This is a genomic window from Embleya sp. NBC_00896 (assembly GCF_045207785.1).
Taxonomy (GTDB): Bacteria; Actinomycetota; Actinomycetes; order Streptomycetales; family Streptomycetaceae; genus Embleya.
Genome location: NZ_CP108776.1, coordinates 7,361,985 through 7,383,488, shown reverse-complemented (window position 1 = coordinate 7,383,488; position 21,504 = coordinate 7,361,985). Strand labels below are relative to the sequence as shown.

Genomic DNA, 21,504 nt, shown 5'->3' with positions numbered 1-21,504 from the left:
TGGCGACGTGCGGGACCGCCGGTGACAGCGCGGGGCTTCCGACATTGACTTGGCGGGCGGCCTCTTGCGTGCGGGCAAGCGACGCAGCTGGCGGGAAGGAAGCGGCGACGAGCTTCGCCGTCGACAGCGGCGACGCCTGAGCCGGGCTCGCCGCTGGCCCCGTGTTGAGCGACGGCGACGGGCTGGGCACGCGCGCCGAGGCTTCCTGCCCACGCTCCGCTGGCAGGCTGGGAGTCGGGTCTGCCGCCGCTTGGGTTTCGGCGGACGGGGCAGCGGGCGTCGTCGTCAGGCCGAGCCATGGGTTGGGGGCTGTGTGGACGTGTGGGCTTGATCCGCTTTGACGGACACCCTGACTGAGGGGCTGCGGCCTCTCGGGGAGGATGTCCATCATGGAGAGCATGGGGAAGAAGAAGCCTCGGCCTCGCCGCTCGTTCACGCCGGAGTTCAAGGCCGAGATCGTCGCGCTGTGCCGACAGGGCGACCGGTCGGTGGGGCAGGTCGCGAAGGATTTCGACCTGACCGAGACCGCGGTGCGCGACTGGGTCGTACGGGCCGAGGTCGACGCCGGGGAGCGCGACGGTCTGACCGGCGGCGAACGCGAGGAACTGGCCGCGTTGCGGCGCGAGAACCAGCGTTTGCGCCAGGACGTGGAAGTCCTCAAGCGGGCCACGGCTTTCTTCGCGAAGGAGACCCGGTGACGGTGCACCCGTTCATCGAGGCGGAGAAGCAGGGCGGCCACAGCGTCAAACGCGCGTGTGAGCTGCTGCAGGTCTCCCGTTCCGCCTTCTACCACCGCCTCAGCGCGACCCCCGGCCCGCGCAGGACGCGCGACGAAGAGTTGACCGCGCGGATCGCCGAGGCCTGAGCTTGCTCCGCTTTGACGGACACCTTCGTTGTGGTGGTCAGGCTGCGAGTGCGGCTTCGTATTCGACGGGTGTGCGGTAGCCGAGGCTGCTGTGCAGCCTGCGGATGTTGTACCGGCCTTCGATCCACTCGAAGACCTCGGCGTGGGCGGCGGCCCGTGTCGGCCGGGGCCGATCGGCCCCGAGGTCGCTCTTGAGAATTGCGAAGAACGACTCGGCGAGCGCGTTGTCCCAGCACTGGCCGGTCCTTCCGACCGAGAGTCGGATCCCGAACTCGCCGGCCAAGACGGCGAGTCCGCGACTGGTGTATTGGCAGCCGCGATCGGAATGAAAGATCGTTCCCCGCTGCGGGCGCCGTCTGCGGACGGCGTCGCGCAAAGCGTCGGCGACCAGGCTGGTGCGCAGGTGGTCGGCGGTCGCCCGGCCGACGACCTTGCGGGTGGCGATGTCGATGACGGTGGCCGGGAACAGCTGGCCCTGCTCGGTCGCAAGGTAGGTGATGTCGCCGCACCACCGCGCTCCGGACACGGACGGGCCGGGCGTGAAGTCCCGCCCGACCAGGTCCGGGCGGTTCGCGGCATGCGGGTCCGCGACGGTGGTGCGGTGCCCGCGTCTGCGATGCCGGCCGGCCAGTCCGGCCCGGCGCATGGGCCGGGCGGTGCGGCGGCGCCCGACGCGGGCGCCGCCGCGGACCAGGACCGCATGGATGCGCGGGGCGCCGTAGCTGCCGCGCGATGCGCGGTGGGCCTGCGTGATCCGCTCGGTCGGCTCCGCGTCGCGCACGGCCCGAGGGCTCGGCGCCGCGGTTCGGCGGTGGTAGTGGGCGGCTCGGGAGACCTTGAGGAGTTCACAGGCGCGCTTGACACTGTGACCTGCACGTTTCTCCGCCTCGATGAACGGATGCACCGTCACCGGGTCTCCTTCGCGAAGAAAGCCGTGGCCCGCTTGAGGACTTCCACGTCCTGGCGCAACCGCTGATTCTCCCGCCGCAACGCGGCCAACTCCTCGCGTTCGCCACCGGTCAGACCTTCGCGCTCCCCGGCGTCGACCTCGGCCCGCACGACCCAGTCGCGCACCGCGGTCTCGGTCGGATCGAAATCCTTCGCGACCTGACCGACCGAACGATCACCGCGCCGACACAGCTCGACGATCTCGGCCTTGAACTCCGACGTGAACGAGCGGCGAGGCCGGGGCTTCTTCCTCCCATGCGCTCCATGATGGACATCCTCCCAAGAGGGGCAAACCCCTCAGACAGGGTGTCCGTCAAACCGAATCAAGCCCAGGTCCTGACGATCTCCTTTGGCGGACACCACAGCGAGGCCCCTCACCCATCTCGTTGTCCGGCGACACGTGCGTCACCACAACGCCGACCGCACGGCCGTGGGCGCCCCGGGTCACCGGAACCCGGGGGCGTTCTCTCGCGCCCACTCGGCGAACGCGCGCGCAGGTCGGCCAAGGACCGCCTGGACGCCGGGGCTGACCTGCTGCTCCTCGGACGTCGGCGTGCCAAGGATCGCCAGGGTGCTGTCCGCGACCGCCTCGGGCATGACGTTCAGCAAACGCGCACGTGCCTGATCGCGGGTCAGCTCGACGAACGCAACCTGCTCACCCACCGCGGCGCCGATCGCCTCGACCTGCGCCCGTGGGGTGACCGCCGCAGGACCGGTAAGTACGTACGTGCGGCCGATGTGCCGGTCGGGGGTCAGCAGCGTCGCGGCGGCGACCGCGCTGATGTCCGCCGGGTGCACCACCGGCAGGGCGACGTCGGCGAACGGCGCGGCGGCGACCCGCTGCGTGCGCACGCTCTCCGCCCACTGGTACGCGTTGGACGCGAACCCAGTCGGCCGCAGGATCGTCCACTGCAGGCCCGCCCTGCGTACCGCCTCCTCGAAGGCGGCTGGATGCCGGTAGCTGTCGGGGCGGGTTCCCGCGCCCTGCGAGGACAGGAGCACCACGCGGCGTATCCCGGCGGCCTTGGCTCCCTCCAGGATCTCCGTCGGATCCTCGCCCGCCACCAGCAGGAACAGCGCATCAGCGTCGTCGAAAGCCTCTTTCAGCGTCGGCGGATCCGCGAGATCGGCGCGCACATGGCGCACCCCCGGCATCGCCTGCGCGTGGTCGTTGCCGCGCCGCGACACCGCCGTCACCGGAACTCCGGCCTCGGCCAGCGCCGCGACAACTCCGCGCCCGACGTTCCCGGACGCGCCCGTAACCACGATCATCTCTGCTCCTCTGAGTTGCCAATAGTTGGTTGTCTGACTTGATTCCAGCCGGACGGGATCGCCCAGGCGACATCGTGCGGTTCGCGACGGACGACGGCCGGCCCTGGGCCGTCGAGCGCGTCGCGGCGTCCGGCGGTTACACGATCCGTGTCCTGCCTGTCCCCGACGGCCCGCTCCGACGCAGCCCACCTGCCCTCCATCAACGACTGCCCCGTTCAACCCGGGCGGTGAGGCGTTCAGCGCTTTCCCGCGGGTCGCCCGGTGACGCCGATCGCGGCGTGCACCGCCTGCGGGTCGGCGGCCAGGCCGTGGCCGCCGACGTGGATGTCGCCGGAGGCGGGGTCGGCTGTGATGAGGGTGGAGAGGCTCTTGACGGCGGTGGTCTTGCTCGCGCCGTTCGGGCCGAGCAGCGCGAAGACGGTGCCTGCCGGTACCCGTCAGGTCGATTCCGTCGTGTCCGACGTTGTTGCGGTGGGACTTGCGCGGTCCGTTCGCCGTGGTGGTCGAGTCGGCGGTGACGGGTGTGCCTTCAGAGGCTGCGGGCGGTGATGTCGCCGGTGGCGGTGGTCGCGTGGATGTTCAGTTCGGCGGCGGTGCCGTCGGTGTTCTTGAGCGCGTTGTGGATGCGGCCGTGGGTGGTGCCGGCGTCCAGGGAGGCGGAGGCTCCGGGGGCGGTGTCGACCGACACGTGGCCGGCCCGGGTGTCCAGTACGAGCGTGCCGCGCATGGCTTCGGCGATGCGGATGTCGCCACGTCGGGTGTTGATCTGCGCGGGGCCGCCCAGGCGGCCGACAAAGACGTCGCCGTCGAGAACGGTGAGGCGGGCGCTCGCGGCCTCTTCGAGCGTGACCGAGCCGTGCGCGCCCTCGAAGGCGACGTCGCCGAGCCGTCCGACGCCCCGGAACTCGGCGTCGGCCGCCTTCGCCTCGACGCCGGAGCCGGCGGGCAGCCGGACGGTCACCTCGACGGATCCGGAGCCGCCGAGGATCCGGCTGTTCGCCGGTGCGGCCTCGATCCGCAGGACGCCCCCGGAGTATTCGACCGTGATCTGCTCCGCCGCCTTCACGTCGCGGCCCTTCGAGGCGTCCGCGGGCAGGACCTCGACCGTGGTGTCGGCCCGGTCGGCGGCGACGAACCGCACGCGCCCCGCGGGAATGTCGAGAACGGCGGAGATCGGGGCGGGGGTGTCGAACTTGTGCATGGTGCTCTCCTGCTCGCTCGTTGTTTCCGACAATGGAAACACTACGTTGTGTTCAAGGATCTGGCAACACGCTCATTGCATCTTGATTGCCAGAGTGGCAGGCATGGAGCTAGGAATCGTTGCAATGATTTTGATCCTAATGCAACAACAGGTCAGTTGTTCGTTGCAATAAATTGAGAGTGACTGCTGCGCTGGAGACATCAGGGAAGCACGAAGGTAGATCGCGCTGGGGCCGGCCGGCGGCTTGGCCTACGCGGAGATCACCAGACGCCTGGACCGCCCCACCTCGACGATCACGCGTGAGGTGATGCGGAACCGCGGCTCCACCGCGCCGACTTGGCCCACCGCGCCACCGCACGCCGCGCCCGCCGGCGCAGGCAGGGCACGCCTCAGCGGCAGGAAGCGCGCCCGCAGGCCCGCGGACGCGACGCCGACGCGAGCACGAGGAAACGTTCACCACCGTCCTCAGGGAATGGGGCCTACCCAGGATGATGCTCCGGGTGCCGACCTACCTCACCGACACCGACAGCCTCACCGCGTCCGAACTCGTCCAGCACCTCCAGGTCAACCCGGCGTCCATCTCCAAGGCGATCACGTTCCTCTAGACAGTCGTCCTGATGGTCACAGCCAGCGGTGCCCCCGCCGGAACCTTCGACCCGAACCGACCCCATCGCGCGCCCGCCAGGCGGCCTCTTCCATGTGGGGGTCGGTGAGGTCGGCAAGTCCTTCATCGCATTTCCGTGGCTGATCCGGCGACGGTGTCCGCCGGGGCACGGCCGGCGCCTGCGCCAGGCCAAGCCGGGCGTCCATGCCCAGAAGAAAGGAGCCATAGGGGTTCACGGCCGACCGGCCGGCCGTACGACAGCCGGGCCATCCCGGTGTCCGGACACACGTCGCGCTCCCCGACGACCTTGCTCGGTGCGGGCTTCCGGTGGGTGGTGAACAACGGTCAGCGGGTGCGGTCCTCGAGCAGGCGCGGCAGCAGCCGGGCGGTGCCTGCGTCCCCGTACACCCACTCGCGCACCGCGCCCTCGCGGGCGGCTCAGCCGCAGCGGCGCGCAGCCGCCGCATGGCCTGAAGATCGCCGCCGAGGAAGCGGACGGCCCGGCCCGGTTTCGCCGAGCGACACGGGCGGACACTGAGGCGCGGACGCGCCGATCTCGTGCGCGCGGCCCACCCTCGAGAGTGTGAACGTGTCGCAGGCCCACGACCTGATCGTGGTGGACGGTCGGGGCGAGTTCGAGGCGAGGCTTGAGGTGTACGGCCGGCCGGTCGAGGGCGAGCCGCCCCACGCGTGGACGCCGCTGCTCGACGACGGCCCCACCCTCACCGTCGGCGAGCGGGACGAGCTGACCTCGACGACGAGAACACCACCACCGGACCCCGTTCGTCGTCGTCGCGAGCGCGACCAGGCCACCCGGGTACACGGCACGTGAACGGAGCTTGGCGCCGGGGCACGACTGTCGATTTCCGAAAGCGCCTGCACAAATGTCGGAAGGAGCGAAAGCTGCGGCGCCGGCTGTTCCGCTGCTCGTGCCGGCGAGCGGGTGGGAGTCGCTCTCCGAAGCCCCGAGCGTCGAGTCATCGCCGAACGTGCCACGGTGCGCCCGCGAAGGTCATGGCTGGTCCGGGTGACGAGGCAGTCGGCTCGACGTCGGGTCGGTTCCGTCGTCGACGAAGTCGTGCTTGTGCAGTATGCGGGTGCGGAAGGACATGGAGTACAGGGGGTTGAGGATCCCCAGTGCGAGTAGGGCGAGGAAGGCCCACCGCCAGGGTCCGGGCGCCGGAAGAGGGGTATAGCCGGGTCCGCCCAGGATCGTCCCGAGCCAGACGACGCCGAACGCGATCAGATAGCTGCCGAGGTTACGGCGGACGAACAAGAAGCGGCCGAGGGCGTCGTCGCGGACCCACATGCGGTATCGGTGCGGGACGCGTTTTCCGAGCAGACGGTAGGCGAGCCAGTGGTGTGGCGGAGGCCGGTCACGCAGCCGGGTCGTCAGACCGCCGCGGACGATGTCCCAGGCTTCGGGTATCGACGGGCGGGTCGCGCCGGGTGGGGCGGCGTCCAGCAGGGTGCCGAGGAGCTCGGCCTCCCGGGCGCTCCTGTAGCGGCGTGGGTAGGCACGCAGAAGCAGGCGGCTGCGGCTCTCGTACGTATCGTTCATCATCCCGCCGGGTAGATCGCGAAGGGAGGGGTGCCGAGACGAAGCGCGGCTCGCCGGGCGAGCTGTGCGAGTCGTTCGGTTTCTGCGGTGAGGGCTCGGCGGCCTTCGCCGGTCAGCTTGTAGTAGCGGCGGAATCGGCCGTCGACGACCTCTTCGTGGTCGAGCGCGAGCAGGCCGTCAGTGGTGAGCCGGTCCAGCGCGCCGTACAGGGTGCCCGCGCCCAGCCTGATCCTCTCGTCGGAGAGTTCGTGGACGGCGGCGATGATCCCGTAGCCGTACAGCGGCCCGGGGGCCAGTGCGAGCAGGATGAGGTAACTCTGCTCTCTCAGTGGCTTCATGGTTGGCATATATATCGCTTGCCGATACATGACGGCAAGGGATGCTCCACCAGCGACAGCGCATGCCCGCCCGGTGATCGGCAACCGGCGCGAGATGAATCGCCTCCAAAGCACGCCCGCAACGCGCGTCCCCGCGTAGAGAGTTCCGCAGCCGGTCGACGCGCCGGGGTCCCGGGCGGCTCTCGTCATCGAAGGCCCCGCATGGTTCCGCAGTTGCGCGGCGGCGGCACGTGCGTCCGCCAGACCCACCATGTCCTCTCCGCATCGGGCCGGATCACCTCGGCTTGCCCGCCGGGTCCGACGCATGGGCGGACACGGTCGGCACCCGCGCTCGGTCACCGATCCGTCCGCCGGACAGCGCCTCCCACCGCGCACACGATCACGACCAAAACGACCGTATTGCAGGCGACTTCGAACTGTCCGGAGATCCACGGTCTCCTGCACCCGGCGGCGGATACGCAGCTCACCCGTGCACACGACTGCGAACACTCACAACGACTCCGACGGACCCGCCGTCGCCGCCGCCAACGGTGCGAGAATCCCCGTCGAGGCCCACCTGCGGCGGGTCGCCGAGGTGGGCGGGCCTCTGCGGCACGGCCGGGTCCGGACCGACGACCTCACCGTCGACTTCGCACGCATCGCCGCCCACATCCACCTTCTCCGCATCGGCGACCGCGCGGCGAGCTTCGACATGGACCGCATCCCGGACCACCGTGCCCACATCACCGGCATCGGCCACCCAACCGTTGACACCGCCCGACACCCGGCCTCAACCCGCGCGGCGGGTCGATCACCTCGCCGAAAACGGCGGAACGTCGGCTCACATGTTGGCCGAGGTACCATCCCCTCCCGAAACGGACGATTCGTCGAGCGGTTGATGACCGCGCGGACGCCTCGGATACGGTGAACGACTCGGCGAGCGTCGTCCCAACACCAACCCGTGCGTCCGACCGAGCCTTCTCAACGAAGCTGAGACATCCCCAGGCAAGACCGCACATCACCTTCACTCGGGCGGCCACGGCGCGTTCTCACCCAACCCACAAGACCCCACATCACAGCACTGCCAACACACCAACCACCCCTCCCCAAAAATCACACATTGGTCGTGGCGAACGCGGCTGACACTCGCGGCCGACGACACGGGTGAAGGCGCTTCTGTGATTCGACATGAATGTGTGTCAGTGTGCTTGGGTGTTCCCCCCGATGTGAGGACACCGGAGACACTGGATCTTGATGGTTCAGGAGAAGTCCCCGTGGGGATGAAGCACTACCCGCCGGAGTTCAAGGCGGACGCGGTTGCGTTGTACCGCTGGAGGCCGGGAGCGACGATCGTCTCGGTCGCCGTCGACCTGGGCGTGAACGCCGAGACGTTGCGGAACTGGATTCGCGGCGCCGGCAACGCGTCCGCGACGTCGCCGCCCGCGGCGCCGTCGAAACGGCCGGACACGTCGTTGGAGGCGGAGAACCGAGCCCTGCGCAAAGAGGTCGCCGAGCTCCGGCAGGAACGTGAGATCCTGCGTCGGGCCGCCAAGTATTTCGCGGGCGAGACGAACCGGTGAGCCGTTTCCAGTTCGTCGCCGACCACCAGCGCCTTTTCGGCGTGAAGCGGCTGTGTCGAGTTCTCGGCCTGCCCCGGTCGGGCCTTTACCGCTGGATCGACAGCGCGCCGGCTCGCGCGGCGAGGTCCGCAGCCGACGCCCGACTCGCCGAACGGATCCGCGCGATCCGCACCGACTCCGACGGCACCTACGGGGTCCCACGCATCACCGCCGAGTTGCGCGACGCGGGCGAGAGAGTCAACCACAAGCGGATCGAACACGGCATGCGCGCCTTCGAGATCGTGGGCCTTCACCTGCGCAAACGGCACCGCACCACCCTCGCGGACCCTGTCGCCCGCAAGGTCGCGGACCAGATCGGCCGCGACTTCACCGCCGTGGAACCGAACACCCGGTACGTCGGCGACATCACCTACCTGCCCGTCGCCGGCGCCCCGCCGCTCTACCTCGCCACCGTCATCGACCTGTGTTCGCGGCGCCTGGCCGGATGGGCGATCGCCGACCACATGCGCGCCGAACTCGTCGTCGACGCCCTCATCCCGGCCCAACGCGCCCGCGGCGACTTGCGGGGGGCGATCTTCCCCAGCGACCACGGCTCCCAATACACGTCGAAGGCGTTCGCAGACGCTTGCGACGACGCCGGCGTGACTCGATCCATGAGCGCCGTGGGCAGCTCCGCCGACAACGCCCTCGCCGAAGCGTTCAACGCCTCCCTCAAACGTGAGACGCTCCGACACGCCAAACACTGGCCCACCGCCCGCCAGGCCCGCCTCGACACCTTCCGATGGGTCACCCGCTACAACACCCGCCGCAGGCACTCAAGCCTCGGACAAGTCAGCCCCACCGCCTACGAAGCGGCCTTCACCACAAGCACAACTACACTCACTCAAGCCGCATAAAACGTGTCCTCACATCAGGGGGAACCCCCCTTTGCCATTCACTGTCAGCGGTACTGCCATGAGGTCTCGCCGGGCCCGCGAACCGGTCAATCATTGATCCGACTCGGCCGTCTCCCCGAGCAAGGCACCCGGCGGCCGCAACCGGCGGGCATAATCTTCGAGTTCACCGCCCGAACACGGGGCCTCCGGAGGGCGTCATCCGAAGGGCCCGCGTATCGATGATCGGCGTTCGACTCGGTGCCCGTCCGGAGCGGAATCCGGTGGGCCGTTCACAAGGAGCCGCAGCACATGCCATCCCCATTCTTTGACCAGTTGCTGACGGAGTTCTGCCGGCGCAACCGTCTTCGCGAAGAGGCGTTCGACGAGGATGGCTTCTGTGTCCTGATCAACGATGGGGACCGGCCACTGCTGCTGCGTGTCGAAGAGGCGGAGACGCGACTGAGTCTCTATCTCCCCGTGCGGTCCAGGATCAGCGGCGATAACTCGGGCGCGCTCCTTCCTGCGATGAAGCGACAGGCGGTGGCGGCGACCGGTATCACCCGTCAGAGCGGACCGGCCCTTGTCCCACAAGCCCCTTGGATGCTGGGATACCTGGACCTGCCGGCTGCCCATCTGTCCGTGGAGACGCTGGAGAAGACGATCGAGGAGTTCATTCACTGGTCGGTCGGCTATCGGTGAGGCCGAGCGAGGCTTCGTCCGGGTGATCCGGGGCCGGTCCATGCCCCGGGCGACACGTCGCCGTCCTGCGGGTGAGGGACCTGCTGCCACGCGCGTCCCGACCCACCCAGCCGCTACGGGGCCAGCAGGGTGGTCACGGAGGTCGACCGACTGACCGGGGAAGAGGTCGCCGTGGAGTACGCCCACAGCAACAACCAAGCGCTGGGGTGACGAAGCCTGTGGGCCTCGTCTTCTGCCGGGCGGGCGCGAGCCCGTCGCCGAGCCGGGCCAAGCCGAGCCGTCACGGCATCGGCCTCCGCATCCTGCTCGAGGTCCCCTGACGGTCCAGACCCCCGGAACCGGACGGTTCCTCGACGGTTTCCCAGGCACTGCGCTCGGCCGACACGCGCCGCCGAGCTTACTTCCCCTGTCTTGGCGCTGTGGTGTTCGGTCGCCCGGGAGCCGACCCTTCGGGTTTGGGCGCGCGACTTGGCGAACAGGGTTGGCGGCCATGGCAGGGACAGCAGCGGCCGGCGACGTGCCGTGGCCGAGCGAGGGCGGCACGCCGGGCACCGGGTAGGCATGCCGCCCTCTGTGACGTGACGTTCAGTAGCCGATGGTGAAGCGGCGCTGTACGAAGCGGGGGAGTTCGGCTTCGTCGACGAGTGCGACGGCGGCGTCCGCGACGGAGATGCGGCTGCGTCCGTCGGCGTCGAGCACGGGTTGGTCGCCGCCGATCCGGAAGCGGCCGGTGCGTTCGCCGGGAGCGATGTCCTCGGCAGGGCTGAAGTAGGTCCACAGGCGGTTCGAGGTGCGCAGGACGTTGAGGGCGTCGCGGTGCCCGCGTACCGCTGCCGCGTACTCCCTGGGCAGGCCGATCTGGTCGAGGACTTCGTGGAGGAGTTCGTCGGAGTCGGCGCGGACGACGCCCGGTGCAACCTCCAGACTGCCGGCGCCGCCGATCACGATCAGCCGGGTGCGCGGGTGGCTGTCCAGGGCCTTGAGCAGTGCTCGGGCGGCGGTGGCGTACACGGTGGGGTCGGCGATGGAGCGCGCGATGGTGTCGGCGATGTCATTGGCGGCGTTGCCGGGCTGGAAGCCGCTGATCAGTACGTCCAGCCCGGGCAGGATCGCGGCAATGCTGCCGGGGTCGAGGACGTCGATGTCCTTCCAGACGATGTTGTCCCGGTCCTCGCTGATTCGGGCCGTGTCGCGGGTGAACGCGGTGACGTGGTGGCCGCGTTCGAGGGCTTCGGTGACGACGCGGCTGCCGATGGCGCCGGTGGCGCCGATGACTCCGATGTGCATGGAGGAATGCCTTTCGTTCCGCCGTGACGAGACGTGACGGCGTGCAGTGACTATACGGCGTGAAGTTTTGATACGACAATCAGTATGGGGACGCTGTAAAGTCCTGGCAGTGGAGAACACAGTGACGGGACGGAGCACGGCGCGCCGCAACGGCTGCGCGCCGAGACCACGGCCGAGATCAAGACGGTGGCCCTCGCTTTGATGGCCTCGGGTGGGCCGGATACCATCACGCTGCGGGCCATCGCCCGCGAGATGGGCATTACCGCGAATGTCATCCACGGCTACTTCGCCCCCCGCGACGACCTGATCACGACACTCGTCAACGACGGCTACACCGCACCGGCCGACGCCGTGGACGCCACCCGGCACGAGCGGATCGCCCCCGCGCTGCGCCGCGCGTTCGCTTCACCAAGCCGTTCCCCGCCGGGGTGCTCTTCGCGCGGATCTGCCGCGAGGACGGCGTCGCCGCCCGCATGACCAAGCCCCGCTCACCCACGACGACCGGGAGGATCGAGAGTTTTCGTAAGAGTCTGCGCCGTAAACTGCTCTATGACGCACGGGCGTTCGCCGACCAGGCCGCCACCCGGGCTTCGATCGAAGCCCGGGTGCACGCCTACACCCACAATCACCTCTGCCAGGCCCAGGACAGGGCCGCGCCGGCGACAGCATGCCGTCCCGGGCCACCGGGCAACCACATCCGACTGCCCGCCCGGCCGCCGAGCACCGAACCACCACCGGCCGAGCTGGGCCTGCTCCCGGTGCAACTGCCGGCGGAATCGCCCTCGCCACGCACTCCAGTGGCGGACGAGGAGATCCGGGCGGTCGAGTGGGAGACGACGATCTTACCGATCGGCCGTGTGTTCCTCGTGAACAACCGGCAGGTCAAGTTCACCAGGGCCCTCGGCGGCAAGCACGTGACCGTCTGGCCGACTGCAAGAGCGCCCACGTCCTGCTCAACGGTGAGCCCATCTGCACCCGTTCGTCCTGCCTCGCCCCGGACGACCTGCACAAGCTGCCGTTCCGAGGGGCCCGAATTGCCGGACCGGAGCCCGGCCCGCCGTCGGCCGAAGCCGCCCGCCCCGAGCAGGCCGTCGAGGTGGATCGGATCGTCAACCGCGACGGCGGCATCCAACTCGGCGGACAGCGCCTGCTGCCGGCCGCTCACCTCACTGTGCAAGATCACCTGGGACCTTGCAGCGCCGCCCAGGGCGGTGCCCCTGCGGGGGACCCACAATCACTGTCAACGACCCGGACAGCCGCCAAATCAACGGGATCGTCAGCATGGGCTCTTACTGCGACGCCCAGCAGTACTGCAATAGCGTAGGCCAGCGGCGCGCCGTTGCCATCATGGGCTATTTCGCCGTGCGGCTCAACAACTGAGAAGCGCTGTTGCCGGTGCGGCAATCCGTCGCACCGGCAACAGCGGCCGTCACTGTGGCGCGCCCAGTTTCACCTGGGCGATCAACAGTGGATTGGACGCGTCGATCACGTCGGACGGCCGACTCGTCGGGTCGGCCGTCGGTGTGGTCATCACCAGAGCCACCGTGTACCTGGTCGGATCCGCCCACACCTGTTGCCAATCGAGCACCCCGCACAGCCAAGTCGGGGCGATCTGTCGAATCGTCACAGGCCCCTTCGAGGCATCCCAGTCCAGGAGGGCAAGCGGACGACCCGGACCCAACGCACCGGCCTGGACCGGGCCTCCCACCACCAGGCCGTCTCGCAGCACCAGCACCGTCGGATACACCTTGGTGGCACGCAGACCCGCCGGAGCGGGGGCATCCAGAATTGTCATGACCCTCAACGGCCCGTCGATCGGGTTGGCCGGCCGCTCGGTCGACACAGCCGACAGCCCGAATCCCTCGAACCGCTCCGCCGTGGGCAGCCCGATCGGCTGGCCACACGTGAACAGGCCCGGTTCCTGTGCCCCCCACGACGCCTTACCGCCGGGCGTCGGCGGTCCGGCCACCGAGGTCGCCGAGTCCGGGCCGGATCCGTGCAGGACTGCGGCGAGTGTCCCCACGCAGCACACGGCCATCGCGATGGCCGCCCCGGCCGTGCGCACGACGCGGCGCCGACGACGACGCCCCGCCTCGGCCACCAGGTGTTCGTGGCGCATCTCCCGCAGCGGCCCCGCCTCACGGGACAGCGTGTCCAGGGCCCGGCGGACGTCATCTCCGTTCGAACTCACGATTCCCCTCCTCCCTGCTCGTCGCCTCGTCACCTTCCGACATGCGTCGCAGCGCACCACGCGCAGCACTCAACTGGCTCTTGACCGACCCCTGTCCACAGCCCAGGACATCCGCGACCTCGGCAATCGGGCGGTCCTCGAGGTAATGCAGAACCAGACAGGCCCGCTGCCCCGGAGGCAAACGTGCCAGCAGTTCGCGTGTCCACAGCCGCGCGCACGTTCGCGTCTCCAGCCCCTCGTCCTCGAACGAGGTGTTCCGCCTACGGAACATCGGGCGCAGACGCGCCCACCTCCCCGCCCGGCGGGACTCGTCGATCACAAGATTGACGACCACCCGGCGAACGTAGGCCTCCAACTCCGGGAGGTCGCGCGGATGTCGACGAGCGAGAGTACGCACCAGCGCTTCCTGCACCAGATCGTCGGCCCGATCGTCATCTCCGCACACCAGGAAGGCGTAGCGCTTCAGGGCTTGGCCACGAATGGCCACAAGCGATCGCACCGCGTCCCCGTCAACCCCCATCCGCCCTCCCCCACCCGCATGTCCGACCCCGCACCGCCACCATCTCCGTCATACCCCTGAAGAACGAACAACCCCCGCGACAGGTTGGCCGGTTCGACTCGGCATTCTCCGCGCACGCCCGAGGGTTGTCTTCGACGTGCTGAACGCCGCCGCAGCGGCGGGCACGGCCGGAACGGCGGTCCTCGGCATCGCGCCGGCCAGGGGGTCCCTGCTCCTTCGAGTGCTCTGCTGTCGGGTGACATAACTTCGGGATTGTTGAAGCGTTCTCACCTCGTCCGACCGATTCACGGTCGGGCCGAAGGTGAGGGGGCACGGGTTGGCGGCGTTGGAGGTCGATATGGGATCTGCTTGAGCGCTGGGCGTCCGCGTCGGCCGAGGAACTGGAGCGGTTCGAGACCGACGTGCTGTCCGGGTTCGTGCTTGCACGCGCCTCGGAGGGGCCGGCGGACCGCGCCATCCGCAGGGTCGTCGGTATCAGGACCTGGTTCGGCCGGCCGTTGGTGCATCGCGGAGAACGACGCGTGGTCGCCTTGCAATGCCCGAGACGGCCGCACGGACGACGGCGCCACGACCACGATCACGACATCCTGACGGCGAGCGTCCCCGGATCGCGAACAATCCCCGATGACGGCCCCGAACTGACCGCCGGCACCCTCGCGACCCGATCCGCCCTGGCGGGCCTGCCCCCGCTGGAGAGCGCCCGCCGACCCGGCTTCGCCTGGCGCTTGGGCGGCACATGCGGCTCCTGCGCGAGCAGGCGAACGTGACGGCGAAGCAGGCTGCGGCCGTGATCGATGGCTCGGTGCCCAAGATCAGCCGGATCGAGACCGGCACGTCTGCGCTCAAACAGATCGAATCCGCGGGCCTGCGGGCGCGCTTCCTGCCGCTGAGGCGTGCCCTGCCTGCGCCGGCGGGCGCGGCGTGCGGTGGCGCGGTGGGCCAAGTCGGCGCGGTGGAGCCGCGGTTCCACATCACCTCACGCGTGATCGTCGAGGTGGGGCGGTCCAGGCGTCTGGTGATCTCCGCGTAGGCCAAGCCGCCGGCCGGCCCCAGAGCAATCTCCCGTCACGCTCCCTTGGTGCCTCCAGCGCGCTTACCCTAGTCCAATGCAACGATCAGGACGATCGTCGTTGTGTCAAATCAAGACGGTTGCAATATCAATTGGACCTTGACCTGGACAGACACTGAGCGTTTGCAACGAATGTTTGCCAGATCCTTGAACACAACGTAGTGTTTCCATTGTCGGAAACAACGAGCGAGCAGGAGAGCACCATGCACAAGTTCGACACCCCCGCCCCGATCTCCGCCGTTCTCGACATTCCCGCGGGGCGCGTGCGGTTCGTCGCCGCCGACCGGGCCGACACCACGGTCGAGGTCCTGCCCGCGGACGCCTCGAAGGGCCGCGACGTGAAGGCGGCGGAGCAGATCACGGTCGAATACTCCGGGGGCGTCCTGCGGATCGAGGCCGCACCGGCGAACAGCCGGATCCTCGGCGGCTCCGGATCCGTCGAGGTGACCGTCCGGCTGCCCGCCGGCTCCGGCGTCGAGGCGAAGGCGGCCGACGCCGAGTTCCGGGGCGTCGGACGGCTCGGCGACGTCGCCTTCGAGGGCGCGCACGGCTCGGTCACGCTCGAAGAGGCCGCGAGCGCCCGCCTCACCGTTCTCGACGGCGACGTCTTTGTCGGCCGCCTGGGCGGCCCCGCGCAGATCAACACCCGACGTGGCGACATCCGCATCGCCGAAGCCATGCGCGGCACGCTCGTACTGGACACCCGGGCCGGCCACGTGTCGGTCGACACCGCCCCCGGAGCCTCCGCCTCCCTGGACGCCGGCACCACCCACGGCCGCATCCACAACGCGCTCAAGAACACCGACGGCACCGCCGCCGAACTGAACATCCACGCGACCACCGCCACCGGCGACATCACCGCCCGCAGCCTCTGAAGGCACACCCGTCACCGCCGACTCGACCACCACGGCGAACGGACCGCGCAAGTCCCACCGCAACAACGTCGGACACGACGGAATCGACCTGACGGGTACCGGCAGGCGGTGCGCGCCGTGATCGACGCCACCGGCCGATTCTCCGCCGTCGACGGCCGGGCCATACGGGGTAGCGCGGGGACATCGCGTGCGGCAGGCCTTCGTGGAGCCGTGTCCCCGAAGGACGGGGACACGGCTCCACGAAGGCCTGCCGTGCGCCCGCGGCGATGGTCTTGCCGGCGCCGTTCGGGCCGAGTAGGGCAAAGATCGTCCCTTCGGGGACCGTGATGTCGATGCCGCCTGGCACGGTCCTGTCGCCGTAGGACTTGCGCAGCCCGTTCGCCGCGATGCCGCGGTCGGTCACGAGTTTGCTCCTTTGGGAGATTACAGGCGGGAGTGTCGCCTTCACAGGCCACGGGCGGTGATGCCGCCGCGGTCGGCAATGGCGTGGATGCTCGGGCCGGCGGCGGCGCCGTCGGTGTTCCTCGGGGTGTTGTCGATTCGGCCGTGGCCGGTGCCGGGGTCCAGGGAGGCGGACACTCCGACCGCAGCGCCGATCGCCACGTTGCCCATCCGGGTGCGTAGCACGACCGTGCTGGAGGCGGCCTCGGCGATGTGGATGTTGCCCTGTTGGGTGTTGATCTGCGCGGGGCCGGTGAGGCGCCCGATCGCGACGTCAGCGGCATGGGCGGCGAAGCGCGCGCTCGTGGCCTCGTCGATCTTGATCGCGTCGTGTGCGTTCTCGACGGTGACGCCGGCCAGACGTCCGACCACCCGGAGTTGCGCGCAGGACGACCTCGCCTCGACGTGGGAGCCGTCGGGTAGCCGAAGGGTCACCTCGACGGACCCGGAGGTGCCGAAGTACCGAGTCTTCGCCGTCTGGGCGTCGATCCGCAGGACGCCGTCGTCGTAGGCGACTGCGGCCTGCCGGGCTCGCCTTCACGTCGCGCCCCTTCGAGGCGTCGGCGGGCAGGAGCGCCACGTTCGAGTCGGCGCGGTCGGCGGCGATGACCCGGATGCGGCTCACCGGGATGCCCAGGACGGCGGTGATCGGGGCGTCGCACGCCTGCACCGTACCCTCCTGCGAATCGTTGTTTCCGGTAGTGGAAAAGCTATGTTGCTTTCAAAACTCCTTCAACTCATACATTGCGCAAGAGTGTCATATATGCAGGTCAATGATCAAAATCGTTGCAATGTCTATCCATTTAATGCAACGATTCCGATCAAGACATGTTGCAATGATCAAGTGATGAACGCTATGTTGGGACCATCGAGGAAGAGTGAAGGGAGTTCGTGGTGCCGGGAGGAAGACTCACTCAGCAGGAACGCAGGCAGATCGCAATGGGGTTGGCCGACAGCCTCGCCTACGCGGAGATCGCCCGAGGTCTGGACCGCCCGACCTCGACGGTCACGCGCGAGGTGATGCGCAACGGCGGCCCTACCGCCTACCGCGCCGACCTGGCGCACCGAGCCACCGAGCGTCGCGCCCGCCGGCGCGGGCACACCCCGCCCCGAGACCAAGGGGCGCCGCTTCAGGGCGTCGGGCGCGACGACGAGGCCGTGCGCGAGTACGAGGAGACGTTCACCACCCTCTTCATGCAACAGGGTTTGTCCAAGATGACGGCCCGCGTACTGACCTGCCTTTTCATCACCGACTCGGGCAGCCTGACGGCGTCCGAACTCGTCCTGCGCCTCCAGGTCAGCCCGGCGTCCGTCTCCAAGGCGGTCGCCTTCCTCGGAAGCCAGGGCCTGATCCGACGGGAACGTGGCGAAGGCCGCCGGGAGCGCTACGTCGTCGACGACGACGCCTCGTACCGGTCGACGATCGCCAGCGCCCACGGTGCCGCCCACATCGCCGAGATCGCGCGGCAGGGCGTCGGCATCCTCGGCCGCGACACCCCGGCTGCTGTGCGCCTGGAGAACTACGCCCGCTTCAGCGACTTCATCAGCGAGGGCATCCTCCGCGCTGTGGAGCAGGCCCGCGAGGTCCTCTACACGAAACTCGAACCGACCTTGGGCGACACCGCCGATTCGAGTCGGGAGCGCGGTTAGACAGCCGTCCAAACCGGCCGTACTGGGTTGCGGGCAGCTCGTCAGGCTCGACGTTGGGCGGCCCCGGGCACAGGTGTGCCCGGGGCCGCCCGGTTTGCTCGCCTGCGGTGGTTCTCCTTGTGACATCGCGGGTTAGGCGGTTTTGGTCTTGTAGGTGGCGACGTGAACGCCGGTGCCGCTGGTGATGGTGGAGACGAGTTCGAACGTGCGCAGGGCCCCGTCGGACGGGTAGATCGTCTTTCCGCCGCCGAGGAGTATCGGCATGATCATGAGGCGGAGTTCGTCGGCCAGACCCTCGGCGATAAGGGTCCGGGCGAGCGAGGCGCTACCGGTGACGACCAGGTCGCCCCCGTTCGTGTCGCGCAGCTTCCGTATCTGGTCCAGGGCCTGGTCGCCGGGGATGCGCGTGGTGTTGTTCCAGGTCAGCTCGTCGTCGTGGAGCGTGTTGGTCACCACGTATTTGGCGACGCTGTTCATGTGGTCGGCGAACGGGTCGCCGGCCCGATTCGGCCAGGCTGCGGCCATGACCTGCCAGGTGTGCCGCCCGAACAGCATGGCCTCGGTACCGACGCCCCATTCGGCCAGGGCCGCGCCCATGACGGCCGGGTCGAAGAACGGGTGCGTCCAGCCACCGTGGGCGAAGCCGCCGTCGGTGTCCTCGTCCGGGTGGCCCGGTGCCTGCACCACGCCGTCAAGGCTGATGAACTCACCGATGACAATGCGCATTTGAGCGTCTCACTTCTCTTGTGGGGTACGTTGCCGGTGCGGCCGTATTACTGATGAGGTAGACCACACCGTGTCCCGGAACTCATCGGTCCCGGACGACCTCTTCCGGCAGAACCTGACGACAGGTCCTGACGACAGGTCCTGACGACAGGTCCTGCCGGCGGCTCAGTGGATCCCCAGGACCCGGTCCACGGCGATCTCGACGACCACCCGTCCCGGCGGCGCCGGCGGTGATGATCCGTACCGGGCGAGGTAGCGGCGGACGCCTTCATGGACGCGGTGCGGTTCGGCGGACAGTGTGGCCGTGCCTTCGAGGGTGATCCACCGGGCGCCCTCCGGTTGGCAGATCGCGGCCCGGCCGCCCGGGGCGGCAAGCAGGTTGTGCGCCTTGCGTGTGGTGTCGATCGTCAGGACGCGGGCCAGTCCTGTGTCGGCGTCCCAGGTGAAGCGGACGGTGACGACGTGCGGTGAACCGTCCGGACGGACCGTGGTGAGCGTCCCGACGCTCGGCAGTGCCAACAGGGCCTCGGCGGACGGCTTCAGCGGCTTCACCTGCCCGCCGCCTTCTGGGCCTTGGCCTGCTGCCGGATCAGCTTGGGGATGCTCATCTTGACGTCCCGGGTGGCGACTCCCATGGCTTTGCGGACGAACCGGCGGTCCTCCAGTTCGCTCAGCATGGCAGCGGCGAGGTCGATCCGCGCGGTGTAGAGCGCGTCGACGCTGTCCTCGCCGAGCTCGTAGTCGGTCACTTCGTGGTGTTCGAACAATCCGCCCGGCCGGACGACGGTCCAGTCCAGGCCGCTCTCCTGCAGGAGTGCTTCCATCCGGCGCATGTCGTCGTGTGCGGTCTTCGCCACCTTGCGATTGACCAGGGGGTCCATGACGAGGTTGAAGAAGTGCTCGCCGGTGGGCCGCCAGTTCGGGTCCGCCACGCTGGAGCTGACTGCCACGAGGCGCTTGACGCCGTGCTGTTCCATGCCGGCGATGATGTTCCGCACCCCGTCCGAGTAGACGGTGACTCTCTCCCGGGTCGGCGGCACGCCCAGGGCCGAGACGACCGCGTCGGCACCCGCGACGGCGGCCGCGACGGCAGCCGTGTCGGCCACGTCCACCGAGACGACGGTGAGCCCGGCTCGGGGGGTCAGGGCGTCCGCGCGGCGGGAGACCGCGGTGACCTGGTGGCCGGCGGCGAGGGCCTGGTCGGTGAGCCGGCGGCCGGTCGGTCCGGTGGCTCCGAAGACGGTGATGCGCATGAGTTCACTCCTTGTTCCCGCCCCGCACGCTCGGCGGGGCTCGACAACGACGACTCTGCCGATGCGAGAGCGTGGTCTTCAAAGACGATGAATAAAACCCGGGGCCCACCGCGGGGCAACCCGCCGACCAGAGCACTCATCGCCGAAGCCGCCCGCGGCCTGTTCCTCGAGCACGGATACCACCGCACGACGCTGCGTGCCGTCGCCGTCGCCGCCGCGGGCGTGGACCAAGCGCTGATCAAGTACCATTTCGGCTCCAAGCAGCAGTTGTTCGGCGAGGTCACGGAGCTGCAGTGCGCCCGATCGCTCGGACTTGCCCAGGCGCTGCCGGGCGACCCCGCCGGCGTTGCCGACCGGATCCTGCAGGCCGTCACGGACTTGTGGGACGCGACCGTGCTCAACCGCGAAGCACTCCAGAACGAGGACGTCATGGGCGTGCTGCGGGAGTACCTCGACGGGGAGGTGTTGCCGCAGATTGCTGAATATCTGGGCGGTGCGGACGCGAGCGAGCGGGCGACCGCCGTGGTCACCGTGATCGGCGGACTGATCTTCACGCGCTACCTGCAACCGCTGCCCGCGTCCACGCGGCTCTCGGCAGCCGAGGTACGCCGGATACTGGCCCCGACGCTTCGCGCGGCCTTGCAGGGCAGCCGACCCACGACCCGAGCGCGCCGGGTCACCGCGGCCTGAATCCACCGCGCGCCGACGTCGGATCCCACATCCGACCACCGTGCCGCCTCACCAAGCATGCCGTGTTCGGTGGCTATGAACGGTTTCCATGGTTCAGGGTCGCTTTGTGCGCAGCGCTCGCGGAGTGTCACCAATCCGGTTCCGGCGCTCGCATCCTGAACGTGCGCAGTCGCGTGCGCGCGCCGTGCGCCGCAATCGCTCTGATGCTCCGTCAACTACTCCTGGCAGTCCGGGGCCCGATGCCCCAGATCGCGAGCGAGTTGGACATGGAGACTGCGGGAGCGGAGTGGATCGCCGCAGTGTTCGCGGGCATCCGCGATCTATTGGTGGATGCGGTGGACACGGTCGCCGGTGTGCTGCGCGTCGCGGTCCGCGGCGGCGGATGACGCGGCGTGCCCGCTGTGCGGGCGCCGGTCACGACGGGTGCACGGGTGGTAGCGCCCTCCGGCAGACCTGGCGGTCGGAGAGCGCCGGGTCGTTCTTGACGCGCGGATCCGCCGGTTCCGCCGCGACGGGGTCCCACGCCCCAGACGTACCTTCGCCGAGCAACTATCGGACCTGACCTACCGATACGGCCGTCGGACGGTGCGGCTGCGGACCGCTCTGGAGCGGATCAGGCCGCCCTCGCCGAGCGTGCCGGAGCCGGATACGCGTGGAGCATGGGCATGCCGGCGGACCCGCACCACGCTTCTGCGGCCGGTTACCGCGCCACCCGACCCACCTCGGGTGAACCCGGGTCCCCGGGGTGGACGACTTCGCGACGAAGACCGATCAAAACTCCCCACACGCCCTAGCCTCGCGCTTTCATGAAGTGGGGCGTCCGACATGCGGTCAGGAACGCAGAAAGGGCCCCTGAGCTGGGACGATAGGGCTTGTCGAG

The 21,504-nt window shown here is 69.2% G+C and carries 23 protein-coding genes and 8 pseudogenes; 13 read left to right on the top strand and 18 right to left on the bottom strand.

The features are described 5' to 3' along the window. The first annotated feature begins 389 nt into the window (after positions 1–389). On the top strand, positions 390–698 hold the full coding sequence (locus OG928_RS33025) for a transposase (protein WP_406290655.1): 309 nt from the start codon (positions 390–392) through the stop codon (positions 696–698). Then, entirely contained in the window at positions 695–865 is a 171-nt protein-coding gene (locus OG928_RS33020; protein WP_406290653.1) for a hypothetical protein, read from the top strand. Before OG928_RS33025 ends, OG928_RS33020 begins: the two co-directional genes overlap by 4 nt. 37 nt (positions 866–902) lie before the next feature. Here the strand turns inward: OG928_RS33020 and OG928_RS33015 are convergent, their stop codons facing one another. From OG928_RS33015 to OG928_RS32995, 5 genes and pseudogenes are all read right to left on the bottom strand, one after another. Further along, positions 903–1,775 (bottom strand): IS3 family transposase, encoded by an 873-nt coding sequence (locus OG928_RS33015; protein WP_406290651.1) that lies wholly within the window; start codon positions 1,773–1,775, stop codon positions 903–905. Further along, a pseudogene (locus OG928_RS33010) lies at positions 1,772–2,041 on the bottom strand (transposase); the annotation flags it as partial. The gene OG928_RS33015 and the pseudogene OG928_RS33010, both read right to left, overlap by 4 nt. A gap of 216 nt (positions 2,042–2,257) precedes the next feature. After that, positions 2,258–3,085 carry an SDR family oxidoreductase gene (locus tag OG928_RS33005; RefSeq protein WP_406290648.1) on the bottom strand — a complete coding sequence of 276 codons (828 nt, stop codon included), beginning with the start codon at positions 3,083–3,085 and terminating at the stop codon, positions 2,258–2,260. 254 nt (positions 3,086–3,339) lie between these two features. Continuing rightward, a pseudogene (locus OG928_RS33000) lies at positions 3,340–3,595 on the bottom strand (ATP-binding cassette domain-containing protein); the annotation flags it as partial. Positions 3,596–3,614: 19 nt separating this feature from the next. Next, positions 3,615–4,286, bottom strand: coding sequence for a DUF4097 family beta strand repeat-containing protein (locus tag OG928_RS32995; RefSeq protein ID WP_406290618.1), 672 nt, complete (start codon positions 4,284–4,286; stop codon positions 3,615–3,617). A gap of 220 nt (positions 4,287–4,506) precedes the next feature. On the opposite strand from OG928_RS32995, the pseudogene OG928_RS32990 reads away from it, so the two are divergent. Beyond that, a pseudogene (locus OG928_RS32990) lies at positions 4,507–4,888 on the top strand (MarR family transcriptional regulator); the annotation flags it as partial. A gap of 248 nt (positions 4,889–5,136) precedes the next feature. On the opposite strand, the pseudogene OG928_RS32985 reads toward OG928_RS32990, so the two are convergent. Next, positions 5,137–5,325, bottom strand: a pseudogene (locus OG928_RS32985) (site-specific integrase); the annotation flags it as partial. 148 nt (positions 5,326–5,473) lie between these two features. Between OG928_RS32985 and OG928_RS32980 the strand changes: the two are divergent. After that, entirely contained in the window at positions 5,474–5,722 is a 249-nt protein-coding gene (locus OG928_RS32980; RefSeq protein ID WP_406290645.1) for a hypothetical protein, read from the top strand. A gap of 180 nt (positions 5,723–5,902) precedes the next feature. On the opposite strand, the gene OG928_RS32975 is transcribed toward OG928_RS32980, so the two are convergent. The 3 genes from OG928_RS32975 to OG928_RS32965 form a co-directional block, all read right to left on the bottom strand. Continuing rightward, a complete protein-coding gene (locus OG928_RS32975) occupies positions 5,903–6,454 on the bottom strand; it encodes a hypothetical protein (RefSeq protein ID WP_406290643.1) in 552 nt (183 codons plus the stop codon). Beyond that, complete coding sequence (locus tag OG928_RS32970; protein WP_406290641.1) at positions 6,451–6,789, bottom strand: PadR family transcriptional regulator; 339 nt, start codon at positions 6,787–6,789, stop codon at positions 6,451–6,453. Before OG928_RS32970 ends, OG928_RS32975 begins: the two co-directional genes overlap by 4 nt. Before the next feature lie 463 nt (positions 6,790–7,252). Further along, the gene (locus OG928_RS32965; protein WP_406290638.1) at positions 7,253–7,528 is read right to left on the bottom strand and encodes a hypothetical protein; all 276 of its coding nucleotides are present in this window, start codon (positions 7,526–7,528) and stop codon (positions 7,253–7,255) included. Between the two features lie 514 nt (positions 7,529–8,042). On the opposite strand from OG928_RS32965, the gene OG928_RS32960 reads away from it, so the two are divergent. Together OG928_RS32960 and OG928_RS32955 are read left to right on the top strand one after the other, a co-directional pair. After that, positions 8,043–9,244, top strand: a protein-coding gene (locus tag OG928_RS32960; RefSeq protein ID WP_406290636.1) for an IS3 family transposase whose coding sequence is annotated in 2 segments (ribosomal slippage) — positions 8,043–8,331 and positions 8,331–9,244 — 1,203 coding nt in all. Because the reading frame shifts where the segments join, the coding sequence is not laid out codon by codon here. 288 nt (positions 9,245–9,532) lie between these two features. Next, complete coding sequence (locus OG928_RS32955; RefSeq protein ID WP_406290633.1) at positions 9,533–9,922, top strand: CesT family type III secretion system chaperone; 390 nt, start codon at positions 9,533–9,535, stop codon at positions 9,920–9,922. Between the two features lie 585 nt (positions 9,923–10,507). On the opposite strand, the gene OG928_RS32950 is transcribed toward OG928_RS32955, so the two are convergent. Beyond that, positions 10,508–11,209 carry an NAD(P)-dependent oxidoreductase gene (locus OG928_RS32950; RefSeq protein WP_406290630.1) on the bottom strand — a complete coding sequence of 234 codons (702 nt, stop codon included), beginning with the start codon at positions 11,207–11,209 and terminating at the stop codon, positions 10,508–10,510. Between the two features lie 186 nt (positions 11,210–11,395). On the opposite strand from OG928_RS32950, the gene OG928_RS32945 reads away from it, so the two are divergent. Both OG928_RS32945 and OG928_RS32940 read left to right on the top strand, forming a co-directional pair. Then, complete coding sequence (locus OG928_RS32945; protein WP_406290628.1) at positions 11,396–11,686, top strand: TetR/AcrR family transcriptional regulator; 291 nt, start codon at positions 11,396–11,398, stop codon at positions 11,684–11,686. Further along, positions 11,683–12,528 (top strand): integrase core domain-containing protein, encoded by an 846-nt coding sequence (locus OG928_RS32940; RefSeq protein ID WP_406290625.1) that lies wholly within the window; start codon positions 11,683–11,685, stop codon positions 12,526–12,528. The genes OG928_RS32945 and OG928_RS32940 overlap by 4 nt, the downstream gene beginning before the upstream one ends. Before the next feature lie 110 nt (positions 12,529–12,638). Here OG928_RS32940 and OG928_RS32935 read toward each other — a convergent pair whose 3' ends face one another. Then, positions 12,639–13,400 carry a hypothetical protein gene (locus OG928_RS32935; protein WP_406290622.1) on the bottom strand — a complete coding sequence of 254 codons (762 nt, stop codon included), beginning with the start codon at positions 13,398–13,400 and terminating at the stop codon, positions 12,639–12,641. Then, positions 13,381–13,920, bottom strand: a complete 540-nt coding sequence (locus OG928_RS32930) for an RNA polymerase sigma factor (protein ID WP_406290620.1) — start codon at positions 13,918–13,920, stop codon at positions 13,381–13,383. Before OG928_RS32930 ends, OG928_RS32935 begins: the two co-directional genes overlap by 20 nt. Positions 13,921–14,656: 736 nt before the next feature. Between OG928_RS32930 and OG928_RS32925 the strand changes: the two are divergent. Next, positions 14,657–14,704, top strand: a pseudogene (locus OG928_RS32925) (hypothetical protein); the annotation flags it as partial. A 66-nt stretch (positions 14,705–14,770) separates the two neighbouring features. Here the strand turns inward: OG928_RS32925 and OG928_RS32920 are convergent. Continuing rightward, positions 14,771–14,979, bottom strand: a pseudogene (locus tag OG928_RS32920) (MarR family transcriptional regulator); the annotation flags it as partial. Positions 14,980–15,192: 213 nt separating this feature from the next. On the opposite strand from OG928_RS32920, the gene OG928_RS32915 reads away from it, so the two are divergent. Beyond that, complete coding sequence (locus tag OG928_RS32915) at positions 15,193–15,864, top strand: DUF4097 family beta strand repeat-containing protein (RefSeq protein ID WP_406290618.1); 672 nt, start codon at positions 15,193–15,195, stop codon at positions 15,862–15,864. A gap of 232 nt (positions 15,865–16,096) precedes the next feature. Here the strand turns inward: OG928_RS32915 and OG928_RS32910 are convergent. Both OG928_RS32910 and OG928_RS32905 read right to left on the bottom strand, forming a co-directional pair. Further along, positions 16,097–16,267, bottom strand: a pseudogene (locus OG928_RS32910) (ABC transporter); the annotation flags it as partial. 41 nt (positions 16,268–16,308) lie between these two features. Further along, a pseudogene (locus tag OG928_RS32905) lies at positions 16,309–16,975 on the bottom strand (hypothetical protein). 224 nt (positions 16,976–17,199) lie between these two features. On the opposite strand from OG928_RS32905, the gene OG928_RS32900 reads away from it, so the two are divergent. Further along, positions 17,200–17,955, top strand: a complete 756-nt coding sequence (locus OG928_RS32900) for a helix-turn-helix domain-containing protein (RefSeq protein ID WP_406290616.1) — start codon at positions 17,200–17,202, stop codon at positions 17,953–17,955. Between the two features lie 132 nt (positions 17,956–18,087). On the opposite strand, the gene OG928_RS32895 is transcribed toward OG928_RS32900, so the two are convergent. The 3 genes from OG928_RS32895 to OG928_RS32885 form a co-directional block, all read right to left on the bottom strand. Beyond that, entirely contained in the window at positions 18,088–18,681 is a 594-nt protein-coding gene (locus tag OG928_RS32895; protein WP_406290613.1) for a dihydrofolate reductase family protein, read from the bottom strand. Between the two features lie 165 nt (positions 18,682–18,846). Continuing rightward, positions 18,847–19,233, bottom strand: coding sequence for a pyridoxamine 5'-phosphate oxidase family protein (locus OG928_RS32890; protein ID WP_406290611.1), 387 nt, complete (start codon positions 19,231–19,233; stop codon positions 18,847–18,849). Continuing rightward, the gene (locus OG928_RS32885; RefSeq protein ID WP_406290609.1) at positions 19,230–19,934 is read right to left on the bottom strand and encodes an NAD(P)-dependent oxidoreductase; all 705 of its coding nucleotides are present in this window, start codon (positions 19,932–19,934) and stop codon (positions 19,230–19,232) included. The genes OG928_RS32890 and OG928_RS32885 overlap by 4 nt, the downstream gene beginning before the upstream one ends. Positions 19,935–20,021: 87 nt before the next feature. Between OG928_RS32885 and OG928_RS32880 the strand changes: the two genes are divergently transcribed. After that, complete coding sequence (locus OG928_RS32880; RefSeq protein ID WP_406290607.1) at positions 20,022–20,624, top strand: TetR family transcriptional regulator; 603 nt, start codon at positions 20,022–20,024, stop codon at positions 20,622–20,624. 203 nt (positions 20,625–20,827) lie between these two features. Further along, positions 20,828–21,010: a hypothetical protein gene (locus tag OG928_RS32875; protein WP_406290604.1), complete on the top strand. Its 183-nt coding sequence runs from the start codon at positions 20,828–20,830 to the stop codon at positions 21,008–21,010. Positions 21,011–21,504: the final 494 nt, after the last annotated feature.